The sequence below is a fragment of the Streptomyces sp. NPDC058579 genome, assembly GCF_042718575.1.
Lineage (GTDB): Bacteria > Actinomycetota > Actinomycetes > Streptomycetales > Streptomycetaceae > Streptomyces.
Map to the genome: position 1 here is coordinate 127,102 of NZ_JBHXPI010000014.1, position 24,643 is coordinate 151,744.

Consider the following 24,643-nt stretch of genomic DNA (forward strand, 5'->3'; position numbering starts at 1 on the left):
GCTACGGTGATCACGGTCGAGCGGGTGGAGGCTGAAGCAGTGGATCTCGTCGAGAGCGGGTCCGTGGGCGGTTTCTTCGCTCTGCGGACGGCCGCACCCGATACGCCCGGCGCGCACGTGCCGCTCGCGCGCCTCTACGCGGCGGAGAGCGGGCCGGACCTCGTCCCCCTCACCGCCCGCGTCGACCGGGTCGGCGACCGCCTCGGCGCCCCCGAGCGACGGGTCGCCGCCTCCATCGCGCACCTCGGACTCGCGGCCCGGCTCTGGTCGATCGCGCTCGGACCCGCCGCGCTCTTCGGCCGCTTCCCCGACCTCGACCCGGCCGACCTGTCCTGGGACTCCGCGCTGACCTCGCCCGACGACCTGTGGTGGGCGGGCACGGCCACCCGCCCCGCCACCGTGGCCGACCTGCGCGAGGCCGTCCAGCTCGCGCACCTCGTCCCGCTGCACGAGGCGTTCCGCCGCGACGGGCGGATCTCGCCCCGGCTGCTCTGGGGGAACGCCGGCTCCGCCCTCGCCGGGGCGCTGCGCGAGCTCACCCGCTGGGCCCGCGCGCAGGGCCGGCCCGAGGTCGCCGCCCGCGCCGCCGAGCTCGTCTCCGGGCTCTTCGCCCACCCCGATCTCGCCCGCACCGTCGAGGGCCCCGCCCTCCGGCGTACCAGCTGCTGCCTCTACTACCGCTGCCCCACCGGGGGCCTCTGCGGGGACTGTGTCTTCGACCACCCGCCCGCCCGAGCACGGCCCACGGGTTTGGAGACAGGGCCCAAGTCTCCGTAAAGTTCTTCTTTTGGAATGACCGGCGATCGAGGAACGGCAGAGGCCATGACGGTGACCGAAGAAACCCAGGGGTACGGGCCGGGTATCGACCCCGATCGCCTGGCCGTCTGCATGGCCGTCCTCGAGGAGCTCGACAAGCTGGACGTCGACCACCCCGACGCGATCGCCGTCCGGCGCGCCACCGCCGGCATCTACCGCACGGTGAAGCAGCGCCGCCGCCAGGATCGCCGGGCCGCGAAGACCGCCAACGACAAGGCCGTCACCGAGTCGACCGCCACCGGCTCCGCGCAGCGCATCGACGACGAGACCGAGGGCCTGCTGCCCTCGTCGGTCACCGAGGCCGGGAGGATCGCCGGGATACTCCAGCGCCCCCGGTCCTGCTACGTCTGCAAGACCCGGTACGTCGAGGTCGACTACTTCTACCACCAGCTCTGCCAGCCGTGCGCCGCCGAGAACCGGATGCGCCGGGACGCCCGCACGGACCTCACCGGCAAGCACGCGCTGCTCACCGGCGGCCGGGCCAAGATCGGCATGTACATCGCGCTGCGGCTGCTGCGCGACGGCGCCCACACCACGATCACCACCCGCTTCCCCAAGGACGCCATCCGCCGCTTCAAGGCCATGGAGGACTCGGCGGACTGGATGCACCGTCTGGAGGTCGTCGGCATCGACCTGCGCGACCCCGCGCAGGCGGTCGCCCTGGCCGAGCAGGTCGCCGAGCGCGGCCCGCTGGACATCCTGATCAACAACGCGACGCAGACCGTCCGCCGGCTGCCCTCCGCGTACGCCGCGCTCGTCGAGGGCGAGAGCGCCCCGCTGCCCGCCGGTGAGCTGCCCGCGCACCACGTCATCGGTGCCTTCAACTCCGGCGCGGTCGACGGTCTCGCCGCGCTGCCCGTCGGCGTGAGCGGCCTGGACGCGCAGAAGGTCGCCGACCTCGCGCTCGTCGCGGGCAACGCGAGCGTCGAGCGCCACCGCGACGGCAGCGCCATCGACGCGGGCGGGCTCGTCCCGGACGTGGTCGAGAGCAACACCTGGGTGCAGACCATCGAGCAGATCTCCCCGGTGGAGCTGCTGGAGACCCAGCTGTGCAACTACACCTCGCCGTTCATCCTCATCAGCGCGCTGCGCCCGGTGATGGCCGACGCCGCCAAGAAGGCGGTCAGCGGGCGCGCGTACATCGTCAACGTGTCGGCGATGGAGGGCGTCTTCGGTCGCGGCTACAAGGGCGCGGGGCACCCGAACACCAACGCCGCGAAGGCGGCGATGAACATGGTGACGCGGACCAGCGCCCAGGAGATGTTCCAGACCGACGGCATCCTCATGACCTCGGTCGACACCGGCTGGATCACCGACGAGCGTCCGCACTTCGACAAGCTGCGCCTGGCCGAGGAGGGCTTCCACGCCCCGCTCGACCTGGTCGACGGCGCCGCCCGCGTCTACGACCCGGTCGTGCGCGGCGAGGCGGGCGAGGACCTCTACGGCTGCTTCCTCAAGGACTACAAGCCCGGCAACTGGTAGTCACCCTGCCCGTCACCCCTGCCCCTCCCGCCCCCCAGTTCTCCCGGTTTCCATGGCTCTGGTGTCCGGAATTCACTCGATCGCGTCACACTTCCGGGCCCCATAGAGCGCTGGCGCGCTCATTTGGTTAGTGTGATGTCCACGGTCGGCCACCGGGGTTTCACAAAACCCTCACGGACGGCCTGGGGACTGGCCTGCAACCAAGGCCGCGGTCCCGCCCGCAGAACGGCGCCACCGCGACCGAACGGCCATGTCCTTATTGGTACGCGACACAAGGGAGTGCGCGGTGACACCAGATCTGACGAAGCAGGAACAACCACCGGCCGAACGTCCGGAGCGGCCCCACCGCTCCGGTGAGCTGGGAAGCCTGGATGTCTGGGCCCACGCGGCCCCGATCCGGCTGGCGGGCTACGAGGACGACCTCGCGGAGCCCCACATCCTGCCGGGTATCGACTGACCCGCTCAGGTACCGACCGAGTCGTACCGCTTCACCCGTGCCCCCGGCCGCCCCCGCGCCCGGGGGCACGGGTGTGTCCGGGGGCCCCGAGCCCGACCGGCGGCAGGTACTCCCGTACCAGCGTGCGATGCCACCACGCCCCCGTCTCCCGCAGCTCGCGCCAGGTCGTGTAGCGGTAGCGGTAGACACGGGCCCGGACGAGGGCGGGGGGCGCGTCGGGGAAGGGGTTGTGGCGCAGCAGCCGCAGGGTGTCCCGGTCCCCGTCGAGCAGCCGCTCGACGAAGGGCCCGAACCAGTCGCGGGCGTACGCGGGGGAGAGGGCCGCGAACCACATCAGCCAGTCGAGCCGCAGATGGTACGGGGCGAACTGGCGCGGCAGCCGGCGCGGATCGCCAGGCTTGCCCTTGAAGCCGTACTCCTTCCACACCGTGTCCGGCCGGGGGATCGGGTCATCGGTGCCCTCGACGACGATCTCGTCCCGGATCCGGCCAACTGTGCCGAACGCGCCGTACGAGTTGACCAGGTGGAAGGGGTCGTACGAGCGGTTCATCGCCTGCCGCCGGGAGAGCAGGTTGCGGGCCGGACGGTAGCTGCGGAACAGGACCAGGGCCGTCACGGCGACGACCACGACCACGAACCAGAGCGGCGGGTCGGGCTGCGGGTGCTCGCCCACCACGAGCGAGCCGTCCATCGCCGAGAGCGCCAGGACGATCGTCAGCCAGTTCAGCCAGGCGAAGTTCCCGGAGAGCACCAGCCAGAGCTGGGTCGCCACCATCAGCCCGGCGGCCGCCGTCGCCACCGGCTGAGGGGTGAACAGCAGGACCGGGACGAGGAGTTGGACGACGTGGTTGGCCGCCACCTCGACCCGGTGCAGCGGGCGCGGCAGATGGTGGAAGAACCAGCTGAGCGGCCCGGGCATCGGCTGGGTCTCGTGATGGAAGTAGAGGCAGGTCAGGTTCCGCCAGCAGCGGTCACCGCGGATCTTGATGAGCCCGGCGCCGAACTCGACGCGGAAGAGCAGCCAGCGCAGCAGCCACAGGACGAGGACGGGCGGCGCGGTGTCGTCGTTGCCGAGGAAGACCGCGAGGAAACCGGCCTCCAGGAGGAGCGACTCCCAGCCGAATCCGTACCAGGTCTGACCGACGTTGACGATCGACAGGTACAGCGCCCAGAGGACCGCCCACCACAGCATCGAGACGGCCAGCGGCACCGCGTCCCCCGCGCCCGCCACCAGGGCGAGGGCGAGCGCGGCGCCGCTCCACGAGACCGCCGAGAAGAGCCGGTCCGAGTAGTGCCAGTGGAAGAGGCTCGGGGCCCGGCGCGGCTCCACCCGGCGCAGATACTCCGGTACGGGGAGCATGCCGCGCTCGCCGATCAGGGCCCGGAACTGGAGCGCGGCCGAGAGGAAGGCCACGAGGTAGAGCCCGGCGAGCCCGCGCTGGAAGACGATCCGGCTCAGCCAGTAGTCAGGTGCGCTGAACCACTCCATCGCTGCCGGTGTCGGCTCCGTCCGGGCCGGGCGTCAGGCCTTCTCGTCCTCTTCGAGTGCCCGCTGGCCTTCGGCCTGCGACGGTGTGGTGCGCTCGGTCGCGGGGTGCCGGTGGTCCCGCTGCAGCGCGTCCATGTCCTCTTCCTGCCGCTCTCCCTCGGCCTGCGAGGGAGTGCTGTACATGTCGTACTGGGACTGGCTCACGGCCGCCTCCCGGGTGGGAACGTTTGCCTATAGAAGGAGCGTAACCCCGGGCGTGATCCGGGGCGCCGCCGTCCCCGGCCGTCACCCCGGCCGTCATCCCGCGACGACGCGGCGCAGCGTCCGGCCGAGGCGGCGTGCGTAGGCGCGCTGGGCGGCCGGGGCGAGCGGTCCCGCGAGGCGCGTGTACCAGGCGGCGGGGCGGCTGAAGGCGGTCACGGTGAACCAGACCGTGCGGTCGGGGTGGAGGTCGACGACGAAGGACTCCTCGCCGCTCTCGGGGTGCCCCGCGCGCGTGCCGTACGCGAAACCGACGCGGTCCCGCTCGTACGCCGTCCAGATCACCTCGCACGGTGCGGTGAAGCGGACCGGGCCGAGGCCGAGCGAGACCTCGACGAAGGCGCCCGGTGCGGCGCGGACGGCCTCGGTGCGCACCCGGGCGCCCGAGGCGCGGTGCATCCGCCAGGTCGTGACGGCGGCCCCGGCGGTCTCGAAGTCGTCCCGGCCGTGGCCGACGCGGACCATGTGGTGGAGGTGCTGGTAGCCGCCGGGGAGGAAGTCGCGCGCGGTGGCGCCGACCTCGCGGTAGTTGAGGGACGCCGGGGCGGCGGGCGTGGCGGGGTGTGTGGCGAGGTCGCGGATCAGACGGGCCATGGGGGCGATTCCTCCGCTTGAACGTGTTCAAACCGACTGTGTTCTGAGGGTAGGGCCTTCCTTGAACGTGTTCAAGTCGCTTTCTCGCCCGGTCGGACCCGCCTGGCTTGCGGGCGTACGCGCGGTGCGACAGACATGAAGGAATGTCTCGGGGGTGGAAAGAGGCGGGAGAACCAGGTGCGCTCAGCCACACGCCGGTCACCACTGCCCCACGTCACCGCACGCACCACGCTCGCCGCCGCGGTGCTGGCGACGGCGCTGGTGCTCGCGGGCTGCTCGTCGGTCGACCGAGGCGGCGGCAACGGCGCGGACCGGTCCACCGCCACGGCCGCCCAGGAGGTCTTCCTCCAGCCGGTCGCCGCCCCGGGCCCGGACCCGTTCACTCCCTCCACGGCCACGCCTGCCTCCCGCCCCGGCACCCCCGCGCCCACCGCCACCGGCGGGACGGTCCGCGAGATCACCGGCTCCACCCCCGGGCTCTACGGCGGCACCCACTCCGTACCGAGCTGCGACGTCGAACAGCAGGTCGCCTTCTTCGCCGAGGACCGGGCCAAGGCCCGCGCGTTCGCCGAGGCGGCCGGCATCCCCGAGACCTCCCTCGCCGGCTGGCTGCGCGAGCTCACCCCCGTCGTCCTGCGCACCGACACCCGCGTCACCGGCCACGGCTACCGCGACGGCGGCCCCACCGCGTTCCAGTCCGTCCTCCAGGCCGGTACGGCGGTCCTCGTCGACCAGTACGGCACGCCCCGCGTCCGCTGCGCCTGCGGGAACCCGCTGCGCTCACCGGCCGCCGTCCAGGGGGCCGCCGACAAGGGACGACCCTGGGACGGCTACCACCCCGACCGTGTCGTGATCATCAGGCCGACGACCACGGTCGTCACCAGCCTGGTCATCGTGAACGTCGTCGACAACACCTGGATCGAGCGGAAGACCGGCACCGACGGCAAGCAGGACACCCGCCCGGCCCAGACCCCGCCCTGCGCCCCCGCCGACTGCGACCTCACCGCCACGCCCGCCCCCGTACCCTCCCCGTCCGTACCGTCCCCGCCGCGCGACCCGACGGCCCCCGGAGACCCCGCCTCGCCCGCGCCCCCGGAGAGCGCCAGCCCCTGGAGCGAGCCGCCCGCCACGGAACCGCCCGTCGAGCCCCAGCCGGAGACCGAACCGGACCCCGAGACGGTGCCCGAGCCGGACGGCCCCTCCTTCGAGGACCTGTTCCCGAGCGACCCGGCTCCCCAGCAGCCGGAGACCTTCGAGGGCTAGGGCCTTTCGTTTGGATCAGGCCGGATCAGGGAGCGGGGTCTGGTGCGTGCGATCGCAAGGCGGAGGAGGGAGTCAACGCGGAGCGTTGGCGACCGACGACAACGCGGCGTGGGGGTCCCCCTGCTCGAAGAGCTCGGGGGAGTGCGTGCCAGGGCCCGCGAGCCCGGCATGATCCGAATGAGAGGCCCTGAGCGCCCGAGGGATGATCTCCGCCGTGCGCTCCGACGGGGCTGCGCCTAGCGTGGCCACATGAGCGCGGGAAGCGGGGGAGGCGAAGCGGTGGTGCCCTGCCGCTGTGAGTCGGGCCCCGGGGGTCTGACGTGCTGCTTCCTCCGGGACTACGGCCGGGCGTTCCGGATGGGCAGCTTCGACTGGGACCTGCTCACCGGCGTCATGGTCATGGACGAGGGCGCCCTGCGGGTCTTCGACATGCGCCCCGACGAGTACGACGGCGACCCCACCACCCTCAACTCGCGCGTCACGCCCGACGAGGGCCGCCAGCTCGACACGCTGGTCAGCCACGCGCTGAAGGACGGCAGCGACCACTACGGCGCGTACTTCCGCGTCCGGATGCGCGACGGCACACCGCGCTGGACGCACACCGAGGGCCAGATCGAGCGGGACGACACCGGCCGGCCCGTCCGTATCGTCGGCATCGTCAGGGACGCCTCGGAGGAGGTCACCGAGCAGGCCGCCCGGCTCGGCCTGGACGAGGGCAGGCGCGCGCGCACCAGCGTCGTGGAGAGCACCACCGCGGCCCTCGCCCACGCCCGGACCGTCCAGGACATCATCGACCTCCTGAACGACTCGCACGGCCTGGAGTACTTCGGCGCGACCAGCCTGGTCATGGGGCTCCTGGAGGGGGGCAGGATCCACCTCGTCGCGGAGGGACCCCAGGGAGCCTTCGTCCCCGGCACGCGATTCACCCGGGTGGACGAGCCGTACCCGATGGGCGAGGTGATCCGGACCCTCACGCCCCGGTTCATCGAGTCGCCGAAGGACTTCGCCGAGTCGTACCCGATCCTGTGGCCCCACATCAGCGGCCTCGGCATCACCTCGGCGGCCTATCTCCCGCTGATCGCCCAGGCCCGGCCGATCGGCGCGCTCGGGCTGCTCTACAGCGACCGGACCGGCTTCAGCGCCGACGAGCGCAATCTGCTGGTCGCGCTCGGCAGCAGCATCGCGCAGAGCCTGAAGCGCGCCATGCTCTTCGAGCAGGACCACGACCTCGCCGAGGGGCTCCAGCAGGCGATGCTGCCGCGCCGCATCCCGGACGTGCCCGGCGCCCAGATAGCCGTCCGGTACCGCTCCGCCCGCCTCGGCCGGGACATCGGCGGCGACTGGTACGACATCATCCCGCTGCCCGGCGGCCGGGTCGGCGCCGTCATCGGCGACGTCCAGGGCCACGACACCCACGCGGCGGCCGTCATGGGGCAGCTGCGCATCGTGCTGCGCGCCTACGCCGCCGAGGGGCACAGCCCCGCCACGGTCATGGCCCGGGCCTCCGTCTTCCTGCACGAACTCGACACCGAGCGCTTCGCCACCTGCACCTACGTCGAGGCCGACCTCACGACCGGCGCCCTGCACGTGGTCCGCGCCGGCCATGTCGACCCGCTGCTCCAGGACACCGACGGCAGCTGCCGCCGCCTGCCGGTGGACGGAGGGCTTCCGCTCGGCCTGTCGGCCGAGTTCGGCCCCCTCGACTACCCGGCGACCACCCTGGAGCTGTCCCCGGGGCAGACCCTGCTGCTGTACACCGACGGTCTTGTGGAGAAGCCGGGCTCGGATCTCGACGACGGGCTGCGCCGGCTCTCCTCGCTCGTACGGGGCGGGCCGCGCGACCTCCAGCAGCTCGCCGACCACCTCTGCGAGGTCGTGGACGAGCGGGGCGGCGAGGACGACGTGGCGATCCTGCTGCTCAGGCGGCAGGGGGAGTACTTCCCGCAGTCCGGCGGCCGGCTCCAGCAGCACGTGGCGCAGAGCGACCCGGAGGCGCTCAGCTCGGCGCGGCACATGATCCGGGCCGCCGTCCGGGCCTGGGGCGCGGGGGAGCGCTCCGACGAGATCGAGCTGGTCGCCGACGAGATGATCACCAACGCGCTGATGCACACCGACGGCGGGGCGATCGTGACCCTGCGGATGCTGGCGGGCCCGGAACGGCGGCTGCGGGTGGAGGTCGAGGACCGCTCCAGCGCCCTGCCGCGCCGCCGGGAGGCGGGGGAGGCGGGCGTCTCGGGCCGCGGCCTGATGCTCGTGGACATGCTCTCGGACGTGTGGGGCGTCGAGTCGCGCGGCAGCGGCAAGTGCGTCTGGTGCGAGTTCAATATTAACCCCGCGTATACAGATCGTACTTGACCGTAACCGACCGTACGCGATTGACTGCGGTTTCCGGCCACCCGATTCCCGCGCCACACCCGTTGATGGGGACCCTTTGAGCAGCGAGCTACTGGCACCTCTCGACCTGGCCTTCTGGCACCTCGAGTCCAACGACCACCCCATGCACCTGGGCGCCCTCGCCCACTTCGGCCCCCTCCCCGCCGACGGCGACCCGTCCGCCGTCCTGGAGCTGCTCGGCAGCCGCGCCGCCGCCATTCCCCGGCTGCGGATGCGGGTCCGCGACGTCCTGCTGCCCGTCGGCGGCGCCGCCTGGAGCACGGACAAGCAGTTCGACGTACGACGGCACGTACGGGAGATCGCGCTGCCCGGCGCCGACTTCGGCGCCGAGACCGCCCGGCTGGCCGGGGAACTCATGGAACGGCCGGTCGAACGAGGGCTGCCGCCCTGGGAGATGTACCTGCTCACCGGCGCTCCCGACGGCTCGTTCGCCGTTCTCGTCAAGCTCCACCACGCCCTCGCCGACGGCATGCGGGCCGTCGCCATCGGCGCCGGGATCTTCGACGAGATCGCCGCCGTCACCCGCCGGGCGGGCCGCGCGGCGGGCGGCCGCTGGACCCGCTCCGTACCGCCGCGCTCCTGGCTCCCCGGCCCCGGCCGCATCATGGGCGCCGCCCGCGAGCGGATCGGCGACCTCGGCAGGGCCGTCGAGGTCGGGGCCTCCGTGGTCGGCGCCTCCGTCGCCCGGGCCGGCCGGCTCGACGCGCCCGCGACGGCCGCCCTCGCCGCCGACTCCAGCGGGACCCGCCGGGTCGCCACGGCCGTGCTCGACCTCGACCGCGTCCACCGGGTCCGCCGCGACTCGGGCGGCACCGCCAACGACGTCCTGCTCGCCGTCGTCGCCGGGGCCCTGCGCCGCTGGCTCGACGGGCGCGGCGAGCCCCTGCCCGGCGTCGACCCGCGCGCCCTGGTCCCCGTCTCCCGGCGGCGCCCCGGCGCCCCTGCGGGGACCGGCAACAGCCTCTCGGCGTACCTCCTTGCCCTCCCCGTCACCGAGCCCGACCCCGCCGCCCGGCTCGCCGCCGTACGCCGGGACATGGACCGCAACAAGGCCGACGGGCCGCTGCGGGGCGCCGGAGCCGTCGCCGTCCTCGCCGACCAACTGCCCCCGCTCGCCCACCGCTTCGGCGCCCCGCTGGCCGGGGGCGCCGCCCGGCTCCTCTTCGACGTCCTGGTCACCAACGTGCCGCTGCCCCGCTCGGCCCTCTCTCTCGGCGGCGCCCCGCTGCGCACCCTCTTCCCGATGGCCCCGCTCGCCCGGGGCCAGGCCCTCGCCGTCGCCATGTCCCCGTACGGCGGCCGGGTCCACATCGGCCTGGTCGCCGACGGCAAGGCCGTCCCCGACCTCGACGCGCTGGCCGCCGCCCTCGCCGACGAACTCGACCTCCTCGACGGGGCGGCCGGCTGAGCGCGCGCCCCGACGACGGCTGAGGCAGGGTGGTGCCATGCCCGAACTGCCCGAGGTGGAAGCGCTCCGCGCGTTCCTGGACGAGCATCTCGTGGGCAAGGAGATCGCCCGCGCGCTGCCCGTCGCGATCAGCGTGCTCAAGACGTACGACCCGCCCCTGAGCGCCGTCGAGGGCGCCACCGTCACCGGTGTCGCCCGGCACGGCAAGTTCCTCGACCTGGCCACCGAGGGACCGGCGGGCCGGCTGCACCTCCTGGTCCATCTGGCTCGCGCGGGCTGGCTCCAGTGGAAGGACCCGCTGCCTTCGGGCCCGCCGCGCCCCGGCAAGGGACCGCTCGCCCTGCGGACCGCGCTCACCGGCGGCGACGGCTTCGACCTCACCGAGGCCGGCACCACCAAACGCCTCGCCGTCCACCTGGTCCGCGACCCGCAGGAGGTCCCCGGCGTCGCCCGCCTCGGCCCCGACCCGCTCGCCGAGGACTTCGACCTGGCCGCCTTCACCGCCCTGCTCGCCGGCGAGCGGCGGCAGATCAAGGGCGCCCTGCGCGACCAGAGCCTGATCGCCGGCATTGGCAACGCGTACAGCGACGAGATCCTCCACGCGGCGAAGACGTCCCCCTTCAAACCGACCCAGAACCTGACCGAGTCCGAGACCGCCCTTCTCTACGAGGCCATGCGCACCACCCTGCGCGAGGCGGTCGAACGCTCCCACGGCCTGGCGGCGGGCAAGCTCAAGGCCGAGAAGAAGAGCGGCCTGCGCGTCCACGGCCGCACCGGCGAACCCTGCCCGGTCTGCGGCGACACCATCCGCGAGGTGTCCTTCCACGACTCCTCCCTCCAGTACTGCCCGACGTGCCAGACCGGCGGCAAGCCACTGGCCGACAGAAGACTTTCCAAGTTCCTCAAGTAGCTGGAGCGGCTCGAGGCCACGACGCCGGTAAGGCCCCCGGACTCGGTGACCGGGGGCCTTCCGCACGCGCGGGGTCCGCTCAGCGCCGGGGGACGGTCATCGTGTAGCCGGCGTCGAGGAGTTCGGGGAGGTAGCGCTTCAGGGCCGTGACGCTCTGCGAGCGGTTTCCGCCCGCGTCGTGCGAGAGCACGATCACCCCGGGCGCCGCCCCGTTCAGGACCCGGCTCACGATGCTGTCGGTGCCCGGTTCCTCCCAGTCGAGGGTGTCGACGGTCCAGGCGAGCGGCTCCATGCCCAGCTCGGCGCCGATCTCGAAGGAGTGCCGGTTCCAGGCCCCGAAGGGGGCGCGGTACCAGAGCGGGGCGGAGCCGAGGACGGACTCGACGAGATCGCTGGTGGAGCCGAGTTCCTCGCGGATGCGGGAGGGCTTCAGCTTCGGGATGAGCGGATGCGACCAGGAGTGGTTGCCGACCACGTGCCCGTCCGCGGCCATCTCCCGTACCAGGTCCTGGTTGACGGCCGCCATCTCGCCGCAGACGAAGAACATCGCCCGGCAGCCGTAGCGCCGCAGGGTGGCGAGGATCTCCGGTGTGTAGCGGGGGTCGGGGCCGTCGTCGAAGGTCAGCACCATCGAGCGGCCGACGTCGGACAGATGGAGGAACGGCCGCTGCCGGACGGGCGGGACCGCCCGGCGGAAGGCCGGGGGCGCGTACGCCGTCATCGGCTGGAGCCGGTACGCCGAGGGCTTCAGCCGGGCGCTCGCGGGTGCGCCCGGGGCGGGGCCGCCGACGACGGGTGCTCCGGGGGCGGGCCCGCCGGCGGCATCCGGGACGGTGGCGGGCGGGGCGCCCGGCGGGGCGCCGAAGCGGTCGGCGGTGAGGACTCCGACCGTGGCGGTGGCCCCCAGGGCGGCGGCGAAACGCAGGACCGTCCGGCGCCCGGTAGGCATCTGATCCTTTTTCATGACCAATAGCTCGCATGGCCGAAGGCCCGCACGCCTACACCCACACCGACCGGACGTCCGAATGCACCCGATGAGCCGATAGCCTCGAAGGGTGACGGCATTCGAACGCGGTACGGACGGCCCCAAGGTGATCGTCGCCGGAGTCGACGGTTCCGACTCCTCCCTGCGGGCCGCGTCGTACGCGGCCGGTCTCGCCCGGCGGCAGAACGCCCTGCTGGCCCTCGTCTACGTCCAGCCGGTGATGGCCGCGGGCGTGGCGCTCGGGGCGCCGGTCGCCGTGACGACGGACGAGATCGCCGAGGGCCTGGTGGCGGAGATCCGCGAGGCGGCGGAGAAGGTACGGGACGTCTGGCAGGTGCGCTGGGAGTTCCACACCTTCCGGGGCGACGCGTACGCGGGGCTCGCGTCGGCGGCGGACGAGCTCAAGGCGGACGCGGTCGTGGTGGGCGCGTCGGAGTCGGCGGGCCACCGCCTCGTCGGCTCGGTCGCGGTCCGGCTGGTCAAGGCGGGCCGCTGGCCGGTCACGGTCGTCCCGTGACCGGCTCCGGCATCGCTGTGCGCACTACTCCCCCATCACCAGGCCGTCCTTCGCCGCGCCCCGTTCGAGGACGACGTCGCGGATGGTGTCGCGTACGGCGGTGAGGGGTTCGCCCTTCTCGATGGCCGCGTTGAGGTCGACGACCCGGCCGCGCCCGGTGTCGAACCACTGCGGGAGGAACTCCGCCCTGGCGACCTCCCACCGCGCGCCGGGGGTCTTGGGCGGGGTGAAGGTGAAGCGCCCCAGGCTGGACTGGTTGCCGCGGGGGTCGTGGGCGCCGGCGTGGTTGATCATGGCGCCGGCGATCTGGTCGCCCATGCCGTAGATCACCCAGGTGCCGTTCACCTTCTCGTACGCCTGCGGGACGTGCGCGTGAGTGCCGAGGATCAGGTCGATGTCCGGTCTGCCGGCGGTCTGCGAGGCGGTGAGGGAGCGGGCGAGGGTGAGCTGGCGGTCGTCGGGGGCGGTCTGCCACTCCGTGCCCCAGTGGATGCTGACCACGACGACGTCCGCGCCGGCCCGGCGGGCGGCCCGGGCGTCGGCGACGATCTTCCCCTCGTCGATCAGGTTGACGGCCCAGGGCTTCCCCTCGGGCATCGGGTAGCCGTTCGTGTCGTAGGTGTACGCGAGCTGGGCGACGGTCGCGTCGCCCGCCTTGAGCAACGTGGGGCGGGCCGCCTCCTCGGCCGTGCGGGCCGAACCGGCGTGCTTGACGCCCGCCTTGTCGAGGGCGTCGAGCGTCCGGACGAGGCCGGCGGCGCCGTCGTCCAGGGTGTGGTTGGAGGCGGTGGAGCAGGAGTCGTACCCGGTCTCCTTGAGCGCGGGGGCGATCTCGGGCGGGGACTTGAAGGCGGGGTAGCCGGTGTAGGGCCCGCCCTCGGCTCCGTACACGGTCTCCATGTGGCAGATGGCCAGATCGGCTCCGGAGACGACACTCTTCACCCCGGAGAGCATCGGGCGGAAGTCGTACCCCTGGCCGTTCGCGTCGGCGGCGGCCTTCTGGATGATCGAGTCGTGCGGCAGGACGTCACCGGAGGCGACGAGCGTGAAGCCGGTCCGCGCGGAGGCGCCCCCGGGGGCGGCCGACGGGGCCGCGGGGCTCCCCGGGTCCTGGCGTTCGGGTGGGGTGTCGGGCCCCCCGGCGCCGCCCGCGCACCCGGTCGCCGCCGTGAGCAGGACTGCCACGAAGGCGACCGCCCCCTGTCTCGTACGCTGGGTCATCTACCGGCTCCGCCTCATTCATAGGATAAAAAGCTGACCTGATGAATGGACAAGGGATGAATGCCCTAGTCAAGAGTCAAAGCCGCATCGGGCCGTAAACCCCCCGAAACGGATGAAGAGCCTCCGCCCGACCGCTCATCGCACCATTCGCCGCTCGGTGCGACCGCTCGTCGCAAGCCCTCGTTCGTTCCCTGTCCCTTGTCGCCCGCATGCGTTCGTATACGCCCCGGGACGACGAGCCGGCAGGAGAGGTGTTGACCATGACGACGGCGACCGCGACGAGAACGGCGACCACGGACGAGCGGCACCTCGCGAAGCTTCAGCGGGACCACGGCCCGGCGCTCCTCGGCTTCCTGCTCGGCCTGACCTACGGCGACCGGCAGCGCGCGGAGGACCTGGCCCAGGAGACGCTCGTACGGGCCTGGCTCCACCCGGAGGCCTTCGACGGGCCGTTCGATTCGATGCGCCCCTGGCTCTTCACCGTGGCCCGGCGCCTCGCCATCGACGCCCGCCGCTCGCGTCTCGCCCGGCCGGTCGAGACGGGCGACGGGATGCTCGCCTCCACCCCCGACCCGGCCGACACGACCGAGTCGGCGGTCGCCGCCCTCGACGTCCGCGCCGCCGTCCGCGGCCTGAGCCCGGAGCACCGTGCGGTCCTCGTCCGGCTCTACTTCCACGGCCTGACCGTCAACGAGGCCGCGGCCGACCTCGGCATACCCGCCGGAACGGTCAAGTCCCGCTCGCACTACGCGCTCCGCCAGCTCGGCCACCGGCTGCCCGGCTACCGGCCGCGCCGACGCGCCGTTGCCCGCCCGCACGCCACGGCCGCACAATGATCCGGTGACGCCGACCATGACTCCCGCCGCCGCGGACAAGGTACTCGCCGACAACTTCGCCCCCTGGGTACTCGATCTGGGGCTCTCCGTGGTCTCGGTCGACGGTCAGGAGGCGGTGCTCCGCCTCCCCTGGTCGGACCGGCTGGCCCGCGAGGGCGGCGGGCTCTCCGGCCAGGCGCTGATGGCCGCCGCCGACACGGCGACCGTGGTCGCGGTCGCGGCCGCCCGCGGCGGCTTCGTCCCGATGACGACGGTGCAGCAGTCCATCAGCTTCCAGCGACCGGTGCTCGGTACGGACGTCCTGGTGCGGGCGCGGCTGACCAAGGCGGGCAAGCGGATGGCCTTCGCCGACATCACGATGACGGCCGAGGGCACGGAGGAGACCGCCGCGCACGCGACGGCGGTGTACGCGCTCCTCGGCTGAGCCACCACGGGCACGCCTCCCTCCCTCCGCACCGACCGCCCCGGCAGCCCCCGGCTCCTCCTTGGTGCGCACGGGCACCGATCCGGCGGAGGAACGTATCCGAAACCACACCGGCGAGTTGAGTAAAGAGCGACCCGCGCGCGTCTTCCTCGGTGGAGGCTCGTGGTCGGGATCGCCGACCGACATGTCCGGGAGAAGGTGGGAGCGTTGCTGCCCGAGAGTTCCAACGGCACCAGCGGGGGCGGACTCGCCGTCCCGATGGCGTGGCTGTGTGCCGAGTTCATAGCCGACGATCTGCTGCGCGCGGGCTGCCTGGTCGAGCCCGGCACCCTGGAGTACCGGGCCGGCCGGCAGACGCTCGCGCTCACCATCCATCTCTGCGAGGGCCCGGACGCCCACGGCGGGGCCCGTGCCGCGGGCCGGCTCGACGAGTGGCTCTCCCGTACCTCGTACGACCACCCCTGGCCGCAGTGGGTACGGGCACGGCTCGACGAACGGACCCGCGCGGGCGAGGACGGGCCGGACCTCGCCATGGCCAGGGAGACCTGGCGGCTCCTGGAGTCGACCAGTATCCGGGCGGCCGACCTGGGCGGCCTGCCGCCCGCTGGCTTCGGCCTCCCGGTGGACGAGTGCGACCAAGTGTGGGTCCCCGCCTGGCAGTTGGGGCTCCCGCTCGGCCATCTGGCCCTCCATCTCTACTGATCGGGGATCGGAGGATCGGGGGATCGGGAGCTAGGGAACCGTCCGGTGCACTCCTGGGCGGTACTTGGGGATCCGTACCGTCACCTTCATCCCCGCGCCGACCCCGGTCTCGATGACCAGACCGTGCTCCGGGCCGTACACCTGCCGCAGCCGCTCGTCGACGTTGGACAGGCCGATGCCGGAGCCGGTGGGCCGCTCCCCGAGCAGGATCGCGCGCAGCACGGCCGGGTCCATGCCCACGCCCTCGTCCTCGATCACGACGACGGCCTCGGAGCCCGCGTCGCGGGCGGCGATGGTGACCCGGCAGTCGTGCACGCTGTCCTCCAGGCCGTGCTTGACGGCGTTCTCCACCAGCGGCTGGAGGCAGAGGAACGGCAGGGTCACCGGCAGCACCTCGGGCGCGATCTGCAGCGTCACTTTGAGACGCTCGCCGAAGCGGGCCCCGGCGAGCGCCAAGTACTGCTCGATGGCCCGCAGTTCGTCGGCGAGCTGGGCGAACTCGCCGTGCCGGCGGAAGGAGTAGCGAGTGAAGTCGGCGAATTCCAGAAGCAGTTCCCTGGCCCGTTCGGGATCGGTACGGACGAACGAGGCGATGGCAGCCAGGGAGTTGAAGATGAAGTGCGGAGAGATCTGGGCGCGCAGGGCCCGGATCTCGGCCTCCACGATCCGGGTCCGCGAGCGGTCCAGCTCTGCCAGTTCGAGCTGGACGGAGACCCAGCGGGCGACCTCGGTCGCGGCCCGGACGAGAACGGCCGACTCCCGCGAACCGTAGGCGACGAGCGCGCCGAGCACCCCGTCCTCGCCGGTCAGCGGGGCGATCACCACCCAGCGCAGCGGGCAGGCGACATCGGCGCAGCCGGTGTGCGCGGAGAGGCTGCGGCCGGAGTCGAGGAGGGGCGTGACCCGCTCCATGACCTGCGCGCGGTGGTGGCTCTCGCCCGGCCCGTCCCAGGCGAGGACGGCGGACCGGTCGGTCAGGCAGAGCGCCTCCGTGCCGAGGAGCGGGCGCAGCCGGCGCACCGCCTTGCGGGCGGTGTCCTCGGTGAGGCCGGCGCGCAGCGGCGGGGCCGCGAGCGAGGCGGTGTGCAGAGTGTGGAAGGTGGCGCGCTCGACGGGCGTGCCGAGGTCGAGGTCGGCCGCCTTGTCCCCGCGCCGGGTGGCGAGCCGCCCGAGGGCGAAGCCGAGCGTGAGGAGCACGGCCCCGGCGGCGGCGATCGCGGCGAGTTCGATCCCGGTCATCCCTCGCCCCCTCGTGCCTCGACCCGGCTGCCCGGCTCGCCGCGCACCGGCCCCGGACGGCCGGTGAACTCCTCCGGCAGGTGAAGCCGGGCGAGCAGGGCCGGGGTTCCCGCCGGGATGTGCCGGGGCGTGGCGAGGGAGACCAGGATCATCGTGAGGAAGCCCAGCGGCACCGACCAGACCGCCGGCCAGGCCATCAGGGTGTGCGGCCACCCCTCGTCCGGCAGTCCCGCCCGGGTCGCCATCACGGCCGTCAGCGCGGAGCCGCCGCCGAGCAGCAGCCCGGCTGTCGCCCCCGGCGGGGTGAGCCGGCGCCACCAGATGCCGAGGACGAGCAGGGGGCAGAAGGAGGAGGCGGAGACCGCGAACGCGAGGCCGACGGCGTCGGCGACGGGGACCTTCGAGGCGAAGACCCCGACGGTCACGGGTACGGCCGTGGCCAACAGGGTCGCGAGCCGGAAGTGCCGTACGCCCCTGGAGGGCAGCACGTCCTGGGTGAGGACCCCGGCGACCGCCATCGTCAGCCCGGAGGCGGTGGAGAGGAACGCGGCGAAGGCGCCGCCGGCCAGGAGCGCGCCCAGCAGGTCGCCGAGCACCCCGCCGAGCATCCGCTCGGGCAGGACGAGCACGGCGGCGTCGGCCGCGCCGGTGAGCGCGAGCTCGGGGGCGTAGATCCGGCCGAGCGCTCCGTACACCGGCGGCAGCAGGTAGAAGACTCCGACGAGCCCGAGGACGACCAGCGTCGTGCGGCGCGCGGCCCGGCCGTGCGGGCTGGTGTAGAAGCGGACGGCCACGTGCGGCAGGCCCATGGTGCCGAGGAAGGTGGCGAGGATCAGACCGTACGTGGCGTAGAGCTGGTGCCCGTCGCGCCCGCCGGCCAAGGGCTGGGACCAGCCGAGGGGGTCGGCTCCGTCGGAGGCCCTGCTGGGGACGGGCGCGCCCTCGGGGAAGGCGAGCGCGGTACCGCCCTCGACGCGGTGCGGGCCGTCATCCAGGGTGACGGTCCTCCCCTCGTACGGCAGGGAGTCGACGCGGCCGGTGACGGTGAGCGTGAGCGGGGCGTCGAGCTCGATCCGTACGGTGTCGGCGACCTTGACGACCGTGTGCTCGCGGAAGACGGCGGGGGCGTCGAAGCGGACGCGGGGCGCGTCGTCGCCGAACCAGGCGGCGGTCAGGAAGAGCGCGGGCACGAGCAGGGCGGTGAGCTTCAGCCAGTACTGGAAGGCCTGGACGAAGGTGATGCTGCGCATGCCGCCGGCCGCGACGATGCCGGTGACGACGACGGCGACGAGCAGGCCGCCGACCCAGTCGGGCGCCCCGGTGAGGATCTCCAGGGTCAGGCCGGCGCCCTGGAGTTGCGGGAGCAGGTAGAGCCAGCCGACGCCGACGACGAAGAGGCTGGCGAGCCGGCGGACGGTCGCGGATTCGAGCCGGGCCTCGGCGAAGTCGGAGAGGGTGTACGCCCCCGAGCGGCGCAGCGGGGCGGCGACGAGGACGAGCAGGACGAGGTAGCCGGCGGTGTACCCGACGGGGTACCAGAGCATGTCGGGGCCCTGGACGAGGACGAGGCCCGCGATGCCGAGGAAGGAGGCGGCGGAGAGGTACTCGCCGCTGATGGCGGCGGCGTTGAGGCCGGGCCGCACGGTGCGGGAGGCCACGTAGAAGTCGGAGGTCGTCCGGGATATCCGCAGGCCGAGCGCGCCGATGAGCACGGTCGCCAGGACGACGGCGGTGACGGCGGTCACCGCGTAGGTGTGGTTCACGTCCGGCCCCCGCGCTCAGCGGCCCTCGACGAGACGGGTGAAGTCGCGTTCGTTGCGCTCGGCGCGGCGGACGTACCAGTGGGCGACGACCCAGATGACCGGGTACACGCCGACGCCGAGCGCGATCCAGACGGCGGCCTCGGGGGCGGGCAGCGCGAGGAGCAGCGGCAGCGGCCCGACGCACAGGGCGAGCGCGCCGAGCGCGGTGAGGGCGGCCCGCAGTTGGCTCCGCATCAGGGAGCGGACGTAGGTGTGGCCGAGGGTGGTCTGCTCGCTGATCTCGGAACGAGCGAAGCGAGGTGGGGGTGCCCCCGGCCGGAGGCGGGGGGAGGGCGGCGGATGGCCGGGGAAGCGCCGCGCGGGCACACCGCCGGCGCGGAGCGCGGAGGCGCGTGTGACGGTCTCACGCCGGGGCTTGCGCGGCGTGGGGTCCTCGGACGTCGGTGTCCGCTCCGGCATCGGGCGACCTCGCAGGGGCTGGGAAGTGTCCGGAGTCTACGCAGCGGTGTTCACGCACGGTAGAGCCTCAGGGGCCCGTACCGGTCAGCCGCCCGCGCGGCGCATCAGGAGGTCTCTGAGCTGGCGTGCGTGGCGTCGGCTGACGGCCAGCTCGGTGGTGCCCAGGCGGACGGAGGTGGCGCCGCCGTCGAGCCTGAGCTCGTCGACGCGGGCGAGGGCGACGAGGTGGCTGCGGTGGATGCGGACGAATCCGCGGGCGGCCCAGCGCTCCTCCAGGGCGGAGAGCGGGATACGGACGAGGTGGCTGCCCTCGTCGGTGTGCAGGCGCGCGTAGTCGCCCTGGGCCTCGACGTAGGCGATGTCGTCGACGGCCACGAAACGGGTGATCCCGCCGAGTTCGACCGGTATGTGCTCGGGAGCGGCGGGCGAGGCGGGTACGGCGGAGGCGTGCACCAGCTCGCGGACCCGGCGGACGGCCTCCGCGAGCCGTTCGCGGCGCACCGGCTTCAGGACGTAGTCCACGGCCTTGAGGTCGAAGGCCTGCACGGCGAAGCCCTCGTGCGCCGTGACGAAGACGATCAGCGGCGGCCGGGCGAAGCCCGCGAGCAGCCGCGCGAGGTCGAGCCCGGTGAGCCCGGCCATGTGGATGTCGAGGAAGACGACGTCGATGGCCTCGTCCCCGTCGGGCCCCGCCTCCAGCGCGCGACCGATCCTGCGCAGGGCCTCGGTGGCATCGGTGGCACCCTCGGCGCTGCGGATCCGGGGATCGGCGCGCAGCAGGTAGAGCAGCTCCCCGAGGGCGGGTGCCTCGTCGTCGACGGCCAGTACGCGCAGCATGCGGCGGATTCTAAGGGAGGGTCCGGAGGGGGCTACTGCCTGGACGCCGCCCTCCACCGGCCGGCGCCAGCCATTCCCGTCTGCCGCCTGTTCGGGCCACAGGAACGCTGTGGCCTGACTGCTTCGCTCGCGGTGCAAGAACGCGGGGTCCTCGTAGTCGGGGATCACGTCTGGTGGGTGGGGCAGCCCAGGCGGGCCCGAACGCAAGGCAGGCACGAGCCTGAGGGATCATGGAGTTCTTGACGCTCTGTGATCACCCGGAGGGCTCGTGCCTGCGGTCCCAGCATGCCTTTCGGAACCCCTGTGGGACCACTTCGCCGCTCTGCTGCCGTGCGGAAGGGATACGCCGAGAGCCATCCGCTGGGTTGGCACCGGCGACGGATTCCAGACCGGACCGTCTTCGAGTACATCGTGCTCGCGCTGGTCCACGGCTCCGGCTACGCGTCGTGGACTTCCACCTCTACCTCGCCGCCACTCTCGTCAGGCTCCGCATGCTCATCCGACGCTCGACGAGCCGCTACCGCTGGGACGGCCGCCCCACCACCCGACGCCTCAGGTGATCCATCTGCCGGTCGGCCTCAGCCCCAGTCCTGCAGCTGCTGGAGCAGGTCGGCGTCGCCCTCGATCCGCAGCGAGCCGGCCGGGACGCGCATGTACATGAGCAGCGCCATCTCGCTCGCCGTGCCGTAGATGGCGGCGGTGGGCTTGCTCTCGGCGGCCTCCGCCGCGGTGAGGCGGGTGAAGCGGGAACCGGCGGCGTCCACGGTCTGGCGCCAGGAGCCGGCCTCGGCTGCGTGGTAGTCCATGGTGGCGGGCTCGCCCGGCCACGGGACCGTGCCGGTGCAGACGGTGGCGAGGAACTCCTCGATGGCGTCGCCCGCCTCGGTCGTCGGCAGCTCCTGCGGGGTACCGGAGGCCAGTTGGGCGTCGTAGGTGTGGATCAGCGATTCCGGGACGCGGCGGCGGGCCACGGCGGCCACCGTGTGCGGCGAGGCCAGCGGCTCCCACCAGGCCCAGCAGCCCCGGTCCGGGCCGGCCTCGCGCAGAGCAGTGAGCAGCTGCTCCGTCGAGTCGGCCAGCCAGGCTATGAGCTCCTCGCGCTCCCTGGGCGCCGCCAGCCCGTCCTTGCTCGGCCGTTGGTCGCCCGGCGCGGTGTTCAGCACGATGTAGGCCCAGAAACGGTCCCCCTCACTGAGGTGGTTCGCCAGGTCGTACAGCGTCCAGCCCGGGCAGGACGGGACGTCGGCGTCGAGGCTGGGGGCCGCGGCGACGGCGGCGCGGAACGCGGCGGAACGCTCGTCAATCATCCGCAGCAGGGTGGGGAAGTAGAGATGATCAGTCACGCGGACCTTGTATCACCCGGACCGGGACTCTCGCACTCGATTAAGACCGACCGGCAGTGGATCACTTGAGGCGTCGGGTGGTGGGGCGGCCGCCCCACCGGTAGCGGCTCGTCGAGTGTCGGATGAGCATGCGGAGCGGGACGAGAGTCGCGGCAAGGTGGAGGTAGAACTCGACGACCGCGCCGTTCCTCTCGGTGCAGCGGCGGAGCTTGCCGTAGCCGTTCATCCACGAGTGCGTCCGTTCCATTGTCCACCGCTTGCCGGCCTGGATCGGGGCGGGTACGCCCTTGCGGGCGATCTCAATGCTCCGACCGCACCAGCCACCGACGGCTCAAAGAGTGGGCCGCGCCAGGGATTTCCGAGGCCGTCCACGCCATCGCGCTCCAGGCGTACGACGTTCACATCCTCGGGCAGAGGTCCCACCTGAGTGCGCGGGCCGGTCCCCGGTCGACCGCGGGAAGCAGGGCCTGAAGCGCTCGCGGCAAGGCCCATTCTGCCGCCCTTCGTGGGAACCACCCCACGGGAAATGACGGCACTGTCGTCAGCGAGGACGTTAGTGCCGATCACCAGGGCGACCAGCGCCTCCGGGGAATCTGGCACCGTAATCTCAGGTCATGCCTGGGACATCAGTGGCTCACTTCTATGACGAACTGGCCGACGACTACCACCTGATCTACTCGGACTGGGACGCGAGCATCCGTCGGCAGGGGGACGCCCTGGACGCGCTGATCGGTCAGGATCGCGCGGCGGTGCTCGACTGTTCCTGCGGCATCGGCACCCAGGCCATCGGCCTGGCGCTGCGCGGGCACCGGGTCACCGGGACCGACATCAGCCCCCGCGCCGCCGCCCGCGCCGCCTGGGAGGCCGCCCGACGGAGCCTGAGTCTGCGCACGGCCGCCGCCGACATGCGGCGCCTCCCGTTTGCCGGTGGCCAGTTCGACACTGTCGTCTGCGCCGACAACTCGCTGCCTCACCTGCTGACAGAGCAGGATGTGAACGCCGCCCTGGCTGACATGCGCCGAGTCCTGCGCCCCGGCGGCCGGCTGCTGATCAGCACACGGCCCTACGACGACCTGATGCGCGATCGTCCGGCTTCGACGCCTCCGCAAGTCTCCAGGGTCGCCGAAGCCGACGGCGGAGAGCGAACCGTCACCTTCCAGCTCTGGCACTGGCACGACGACGGGGAGCACTACGACTTGGAGCACTTCCAACTTCTTCCGGCAGGCGGAGAATGGCGCGTCCAGGTCCGCCGGACTACCTACTGGGCCCTAGGCCGGGACCGGCTGGCCGGCCTCGCGGCCGAGGCCGGATTTGTCGACCCTCAGTGGCGGATGCCACCGGAGACGGGCTTCTTCCAGCCGCTGCTTGTGGCCCGCGCCGGCGAGTAGGTGGTTGCATCGCTCGGCGCGGGACGGCTGATGCCAGCCGGCCTTGGCTGCCTGTTCGCCGCGTACCGCTCGACCTTCGACATCTGCGGCATGACCAGGCCCTTTCCTTTCACCAGGAGCATCGGAGAGTGCGCCGGTCTGTGGGACGGAGTGGGGGAGAGGGACCGGGGATCAGCGCGAGCCGACCATGCGTGCGTAGACGACGACGTTGCCGTCGTAGCCCTGCGCGCGGGAGTAGCCGCCGCCGCAGGTGATGACGCGTAGTTCGGGAGCCCCTGTGTCGGAGTAGACCTCTACCCCGGGGAAGTTGTTCTTGGCGTACACCTCGACGCCGTAGATCTCGAAGACGGCCACCTGGCCGTCGTACCGTTCCACCTCGACGTGCTGGCCCCTCTCCAGCGACCCGAGGCCGTAGAAGACGGCGGGGCCCGCGGAGTTGTCGACGTGGCCGACGAGGACGGCGGTGCCGCGCTGCCCGGGTGCGATGCCGTTCTGGTACCAGCCCGCCAGGTTCGGGTCCTCCGGAGGCGGCGCCGCGATCCAGCCCGACTGGTCGAGGCCGACGTCCATGATGGGCGCCGCGACCCGGATGGCCGGGATGGTCACGCGCGAGGCGGGAGCGTACGCCAGGGGTTCGAGTCCGTCGGGCGCGGTGGGCGGCGACGCGTTCGGCTGCGGTCGCGCGGCGGCCGTCGGCTGCGGCGGAAGGTCCGTCTCGACTCCGTTGCGCATCATCGCGAGGCCGGACAGCATGACGAGAGCGAGCACGCCCCATGGCTGGCGTCTCCTCGGCACAAGGACGCTGAAGTCCTTGGGGCTCATGGTTCTCCCTTCGTGGCGTCGTCAGAACGGTAAGGGCGGACCGGCGGACCGGCGATCGGAGCAGGGCGAACGGGTGGCGGGCGGGGGCCGCCCGCACCGGCGGGTTCCGGGAATTCGTGATACCAGGCGGGCGGGCGGGTGGCGAGGACGATGACCCATCCGAGTATTCGTCAGACAATCTTCCTGACGGTCTGTGACCTGCGGCTCCGTCAGATTCGCGGCCGATTCCTCGGCGTGTCGCCTCACCAGGGTGGACCAGTCCCGAAATGCGAGGATTGCTACTACTTGTGAATGTTCGTGGTGGAAGGCGTACTCGTCGAACTTCCCGGAGCACCGCTTTGGGGCGTCTTCCACTGGAGGTTCAACCATGCGTGCTGCACGCACTCTGGCGGTGACCGCCACCGCGTTCGCGGCGGTCGGGCTCGCAGCCCCCCTCGCCGCTGCCACCACCGAGCCCGTCAACGTCTCCGTCAACGCCTTCGAGGCCCCGCGAGGCGGCGACGGCAACAACGGGGTCACGGTCTCCCCCGTCGCCGTCCACCAGGGGGGACTCCTCACCATCTCCGCCCGGAACTGCGCCGGTGGCACGGTGACGTCCAACGCCTTCCCGACGACCACCCTCTCCGGCAACACCAACGGCGCTTCCACCGCCACGGTCCGCATCCACAACAACGTCACGCCCGGCCAGTACAACCTGGCCGTCCAGTGCGGCAACCGGACGCTCACCCAGTCGTTCCGGGTGCTGGCCGGCCAGGGCGCGCAGGGCGGCATCGGCGGCTCGCTCGCTCCCAGCTCCACGGAGATGGCCGTCGGCGGTTCGCTCGTCGCCGCGGCCGCGCTCGGCGGCGGTCTGTTCATCGTCCGCCGGCGCCGCATGGCAGGCGCCAAGGTCTGACCGGCCGAACCTCCCGGTCGGCCCGCAACGCCCGTCGCCCCCCAATCCTGGTTCAGGCATGGGGGGCGACGGGGGTGTTAGGGGGTCCCCGTGCACGTCCAGCCGACGGGGGCCCCCGTGACCGTCGCACCGTTACCG

24 protein-coding genes and 3 pseudogenes are annotated in these 24,643 nt (G+C 72.7%); 15 read left to right on the plus strand and 12 right to left on the minus strand.

Annotation, left to right across the window (positions count from 1 at the left end; translation table 11 throughout):
- The first annotated feature begins 39 nt into the window (after positions 1-39).
- From ACFWRO_RS18715 to ACFWRO_RS18725, 3 genes are all read left to right on the plus strand, one after another.
- Positions 40-777 carry an IucA/IucC family C-terminal-domain containing protein gene (locus tag ACFWRO_RS18715; protein WP_384511555.1) on the plus strand — a complete coding sequence of 246 codons (738 nt, stop codon included), beginning with the start codon at positions 40-42 and terminating at the stop codon, positions 775-777.
- 45 nt (positions 778-822) lie between these two features.
- Positions 823-2,298: an SDR family NAD(P)-dependent oxidoreductase gene (locus ACFWRO_RS18720; RefSeq protein ID WP_384511505.1), complete on the plus strand. Its 1,476-nt coding sequence runs from the start codon at positions 823-825 to the stop codon at positions 2,296-2,298.
- 286 nt (positions 2,299-2,584) lie between these two features.
- A complete protein-coding gene (locus ACFWRO_RS18725; protein WP_384511508.1) occupies positions 2,585-2,755 on the plus strand; it encodes a hypothetical protein in 171 nt (56 codons plus the stop codon).
- A 31-nt stretch (positions 2,756-2,786) separates the two neighbouring features.
- Here ACFWRO_RS18725 and ACFWRO_RS18730 read toward each other — a convergent pair whose 3' ends face one another.
- From ACFWRO_RS18730 to ACFWRO_RS18740, 3 genes are all read right to left on the minus strand, one after another.
- Entirely contained in the window at positions 2,787-4,244 is a 1,458-nt protein-coding gene (locus ACFWRO_RS18730; RefSeq protein WP_384511511.1) for a lipase maturation factor family protein, read from the minus strand.
- Positions 4,245-4,277: 33 nt separating this feature from the next.
- Positions 4,278-4,448: a hypothetical protein gene (locus ACFWRO_RS18735; protein WP_384511559.1), complete on the minus strand. Its 171-nt coding sequence runs from the start codon at positions 4,446-4,448 to the stop codon at positions 4,278-4,280.
- 93 nt (positions 4,449-4,541) lie between these two features.
- Positions 4,542-5,099, minus strand: a complete 558-nt coding sequence (locus ACFWRO_RS18740; RefSeq protein WP_384511513.1) for a DUF1990 family protein — start codon at positions 5,097-5,099, stop codon at positions 4,542-4,544.
- A gap of 177 nt (positions 5,100-5,276) precedes the next feature.
- Here ACFWRO_RS18740 and ACFWRO_RS18745 point away from each other — a divergent pair, with 177 nt between their 5' ends.
- The 4 genes from ACFWRO_RS18745 to ACFWRO_RS18760 all read left to right on the plus strand — a co-directional run bounded on the left by ACFWRO_RS18745 (position 5,277) and on the right by ACFWRO_RS18760 (position 11,074).
- Positions 5,277-6,362 (plus strand): DUF6777 domain-containing protein, encoded by a 1,086-nt coding sequence (locus ACFWRO_RS18745; RefSeq protein ID WP_384511515.1) that lies wholly within the window; start codon positions 5,277-5,279, stop codon positions 6,360-6,362.
- 249 nt (positions 6,363-6,611) lie between these two features.
- A complete protein-coding gene (locus tag ACFWRO_RS18750) occupies positions 6,612-8,717 on the plus strand; it encodes a SpoIIE family protein phosphatase (RefSeq protein ID WP_384511517.1) in 2,106 nt (701 codons plus the stop codon).
- 76 nt (positions 8,718-8,793) lie between these two features.
- Positions 8,794-10,164 (plus strand): wax ester/triacylglycerol synthase family O-acyltransferase, encoded by a 1,371-nt coding sequence (locus ACFWRO_RS18755; protein WP_384511519.1) that lies wholly within the window; start codon positions 8,794-8,796, stop codon positions 10,162-10,164.
- A gap of 37 nt (positions 10,165-10,201) precedes the next feature.
- A complete protein-coding gene (locus ACFWRO_RS18760; protein ID WP_384511521.1) occupies positions 10,202-11,074 on the plus strand; it encodes an Fpg/Nei family DNA glycosylase in 873 nt (290 codons plus the stop codon).
- Positions 11,075-11,153: 79 nt separating this feature from the next.
- On the opposite strand, the gene ACFWRO_RS18765 is transcribed toward ACFWRO_RS18760, so the two are convergent.
- The gene (locus ACFWRO_RS18765) at positions 11,154-12,023 is read right to left on the minus strand and encodes a polysaccharide deacetylase family protein (RefSeq protein WP_384511523.1); all 870 of its coding nucleotides are present in this window, start codon (positions 12,021-12,023) and stop codon (positions 11,154-11,156) included.
- A gap of 106 nt (positions 12,024-12,129) precedes the next feature.
- Between ACFWRO_RS18765 and ACFWRO_RS18770 the strand changes: the two genes are divergently transcribed.
- The gene (locus ACFWRO_RS18770) at positions 12,130-12,576 is read left to right on the plus strand and encodes a universal stress protein (RefSeq protein WP_384511525.1); all 447 of its coding nucleotides are present in this window, start codon (positions 12,130-12,132) and stop codon (positions 12,574-12,576) included.
- Positions 12,577-12,600: 24 nt separating this feature from the next.
- Here the strand turns inward: ACFWRO_RS18770 and ACFWRO_RS18775 are convergent, their stop codons facing one another.
- Complete coding sequence (locus ACFWRO_RS18775; RefSeq protein WP_384511527.1) at positions 12,601-13,797, minus strand: CapA family protein; 1,197 nt, start codon at positions 13,795-13,797, stop codon at positions 12,601-12,603.
- A gap of 260 nt (positions 13,798-14,057) precedes the next feature.
- On the opposite strand from ACFWRO_RS18775, the gene ACFWRO_RS18780 reads away from it, so the two are divergent.
- The 3 genes from ACFWRO_RS18780 (at position 14,058) to ACFWRO_RS18790 (ending at position 15,759) form a co-directional block, all read left to right on the plus strand.
- Positions 14,058-14,633, plus strand: a complete 576-nt coding sequence (locus ACFWRO_RS18780; protein ID WP_384511529.1) for a sigma-70 family RNA polymerase sigma factor — start codon at positions 14,058-14,060, stop codon at positions 14,631-14,633.
- 16 nt (positions 14,634-14,649) lie between these two features.
- Entirely contained in the window at positions 14,650-15,057 is a 408-nt protein-coding gene (locus ACFWRO_RS18785) for a PaaI family thioesterase (protein WP_384511557.1), read from the plus strand.
- A gap of 207 nt (positions 15,058-15,264) precedes the next feature.
- Positions 15,265-15,759, plus strand: a complete 495-nt coding sequence (locus ACFWRO_RS18790) for a hypothetical protein (protein ID WP_384511531.1) — start codon at positions 15,265-15,267, stop codon at positions 15,757-15,759.
- Between the two features lie 30 nt (positions 15,760-15,789).
- Here the strand turns inward: ACFWRO_RS18790 and ACFWRO_RS18795 are convergent, their stop codons facing one another.
- The 4 genes from ACFWRO_RS18795 to ACFWRO_RS18810 form a co-directional block, all read right to left on the minus strand.
- Complete coding sequence (locus ACFWRO_RS18795) at positions 15,790-16,998, minus strand: sensor histidine kinase (protein ID WP_384511533.1); 1,209 nt, start codon at positions 16,996-16,998, stop codon at positions 15,790-15,792.
- On the minus strand, positions 16,995-18,761 hold the full coding sequence (locus ACFWRO_RS18800; RefSeq protein ID WP_384511535.1) for a cation acetate symporter: 1,767 nt from the start codon (positions 18,759-18,761) through the stop codon (positions 16,995-16,997). The genes ACFWRO_RS18795 and ACFWRO_RS18800 overlap by 4 nt, the downstream gene beginning before the upstream one ends.
- A gap of 15 nt (positions 18,762-18,776) precedes the next feature.
- Positions 18,777-19,220: a hypothetical protein gene (locus ACFWRO_RS18805; protein ID WP_384511537.1), complete on the minus strand. Its 444-nt coding sequence runs from the start codon at positions 19,218-19,220 to the stop codon at positions 18,777-18,779.
- A gap of 84 nt (positions 19,221-19,304) precedes the next feature.
- On the minus strand, positions 19,305-20,057 hold the full coding sequence (locus ACFWRO_RS18810) for a LytR/AlgR family response regulator transcription factor (protein WP_384511539.1): 753 nt from the start codon (positions 20,055-20,057) through the stop codon (positions 19,305-19,307).
- A 434-nt stretch (positions 20,058-20,491) separates the two neighbouring features.
- On the opposite strand from ACFWRO_RS18810, the pseudogene ACFWRO_RS18815 reads away from it, so the two are divergent.
- Positions 20,492-20,617: pseudogene (locus tag ACFWRO_RS18815) on the plus strand (IS5/IS1182 family transposase); the annotation flags it as partial.
- An 18-nt stretch (positions 20,618-20,635) separates the two neighbouring features.
- On the opposite strand, the gene ACFWRO_RS18820 reads toward ACFWRO_RS18815, so the two are convergent.
- Together ACFWRO_RS18820 and ACFWRO_RS18825 are read right to left on the minus strand one after the other, a co-directional pair.
- Positions 20,636-21,400 (minus strand): maleylpyruvate isomerase family mycothiol-dependent enzyme, encoded by a 765-nt coding sequence (locus ACFWRO_RS18820; protein ID WP_384511541.1) that lies wholly within the window; start codon positions 21,398-21,400, stop codon positions 20,636-20,638.
- 61 nt (positions 21,401-21,461) lie between these two features.
- A pseudogene (locus ACFWRO_RS18825) lies at positions 21,462-21,707 on the minus strand (IS5/IS1182 family transposase); the annotation flags it as partial.
- Between ACFWRO_RS18825 and ACFWRO_RS18830 the strand changes: the two are divergent.
- Positions 21,704-21,879 (plus strand): annotated as a pseudogene (locus ACFWRO_RS18830) (IS5/IS1182 family transposase); the annotation flags it as partial. The pseudogenes ACFWRO_RS18825 and ACFWRO_RS18830 sit on opposite strands and share 4 nt — an antisense overlap.
- Positions 21,880-22,014: 135 nt before the next feature.
- Entirely contained in the window at positions 22,015-22,788 is a 774-nt protein-coding gene (locus ACFWRO_RS18835; protein ID WP_384511543.1) for a class I SAM-dependent methyltransferase, read from the plus strand.
- Positions 22,789-22,959: 171 nt separating this feature from the next.
- Here ACFWRO_RS18835 and ACFWRO_RS18840 read toward each other — a convergent pair whose 3' ends face one another.
- Positions 22,960-23,610, minus strand: a complete 651-nt coding sequence (locus ACFWRO_RS18840) for a class F sortase (protein ID WP_384511545.1) — start codon at positions 23,608-23,610, stop codon at positions 22,960-22,962.
- Positions 23,611-23,977: 367 nt separating this feature from the next.
- Between ACFWRO_RS18840 and ACFWRO_RS18845 the strand changes: the two genes are divergently transcribed.
- Positions 23,978-24,505 (plus strand): hypothetical protein, encoded by a 528-nt coding sequence (locus tag ACFWRO_RS18845; RefSeq protein ID WP_384511547.1) that lies wholly within the window; start codon positions 23,978-23,980, stop codon positions 24,503-24,505.
- Positions 24,506-24,643: the final 138 nt, after the last annotated feature.

Coding starts and splice junctions, on each gene's coding strand:
- ACFWRO_RS18720 (WP_384511505.1), top strand. CDS start 823: ATGACGGTGACCGAAGAAACCCAGGGGTACGGGCCGGGTATCGACCCC.
- ACFWRO_RS18780 (WP_384511529.1), top strand. CDS start 14,058: ATGACGACGGCGACCGCGACGAGAACGGCGACCACGGACGAGCGGCAC.
- ACFWRO_RS18760 (WP_384511521.1), top strand. CDS start 10,202: ATGCCCGAACTGCCCGAGGTGGAAGCGCTCCGCGCGTTCCTGGACGAG.
- ACFWRO_RS18845 (WP_384511547.1), top strand. CDS start 23,978: ATGCGTGCTGCACGCACTCTGGCGGTGACCGCCACCGCGTTCGCGGCG.
- ACFWRO_RS18730 (WP_384511511.1), bottom strand. CDS start 4,244: ATGGAGTGGTTCAGCGCACCTGACTACTGGCTGAGCCGGATCGTCTTC.
- ACFWRO_RS18740 (WP_384511513.1), bottom strand. CDS start 5,099: ATGGCCCGTCTGATCCGCGACCTCGCCACACACCCCGCCACGCCCGCC.
- ACFWRO_RS18805 (WP_384511537.1), bottom strand. CDS start 19,220: ATGCCGGAGCGGACACCGACGTCCGAGGACCCCACGCCGCGCAAGCCC.
- ACFWRO_RS18765 (WP_384511523.1), bottom strand. CDS start 12,023: ATGCCTACCGGGCGCCGGACGGTCCTGCGTTTCGCCGCCGCCCTGGGG.
- ACFWRO_RS18750 (WP_384511517.1), top strand. CDS start 6,612: ATGAGCGCGGGAAGCGGGGGAGGCGAAGCGGTGGTGCCCTGCCGCTGT.
- ACFWRO_RS18835 (WP_384511543.1), top strand. CDS start 22,015: ATGCCTGGGACATCAGTGGCTCACTTCTATGACGAACTGGCCGACGAC.
- ACFWRO_RS18775 (WP_384511527.1), bottom strand. CDS start 13,797: ATGACCCAGCGTACGAGACAGGGGGCGGTCGCCTTCGTGGCAGTCCTG.
- ACFWRO_RS18795 (WP_384511533.1), bottom strand. CDS start 16,998: ATGACCGGGATCGAACTCGCCGCGATCGCCGCCGCCGGGGCCGTGCTC.
- ACFWRO_RS18810 (WP_384511539.1), bottom strand. CDS start 20,057: ATGCTGCGCGTACTGGCCGTCGACGACGAGGCACCCGCCCTCGGGGAG.
- ACFWRO_RS18785 (WP_384511557.1), top strand. CDS start 14,650: ATGACTCCCGCCGCCGCGGACAAGGTACTCGCCGACAACTTCGCCCCC.
- ACFWRO_RS18840 (WP_384511545.1), bottom strand. CDS start 23,610: ATGAGCCCCAAGGACTTCAGCGTCCTTGTGCCGAGGAGACGCCAGCCA.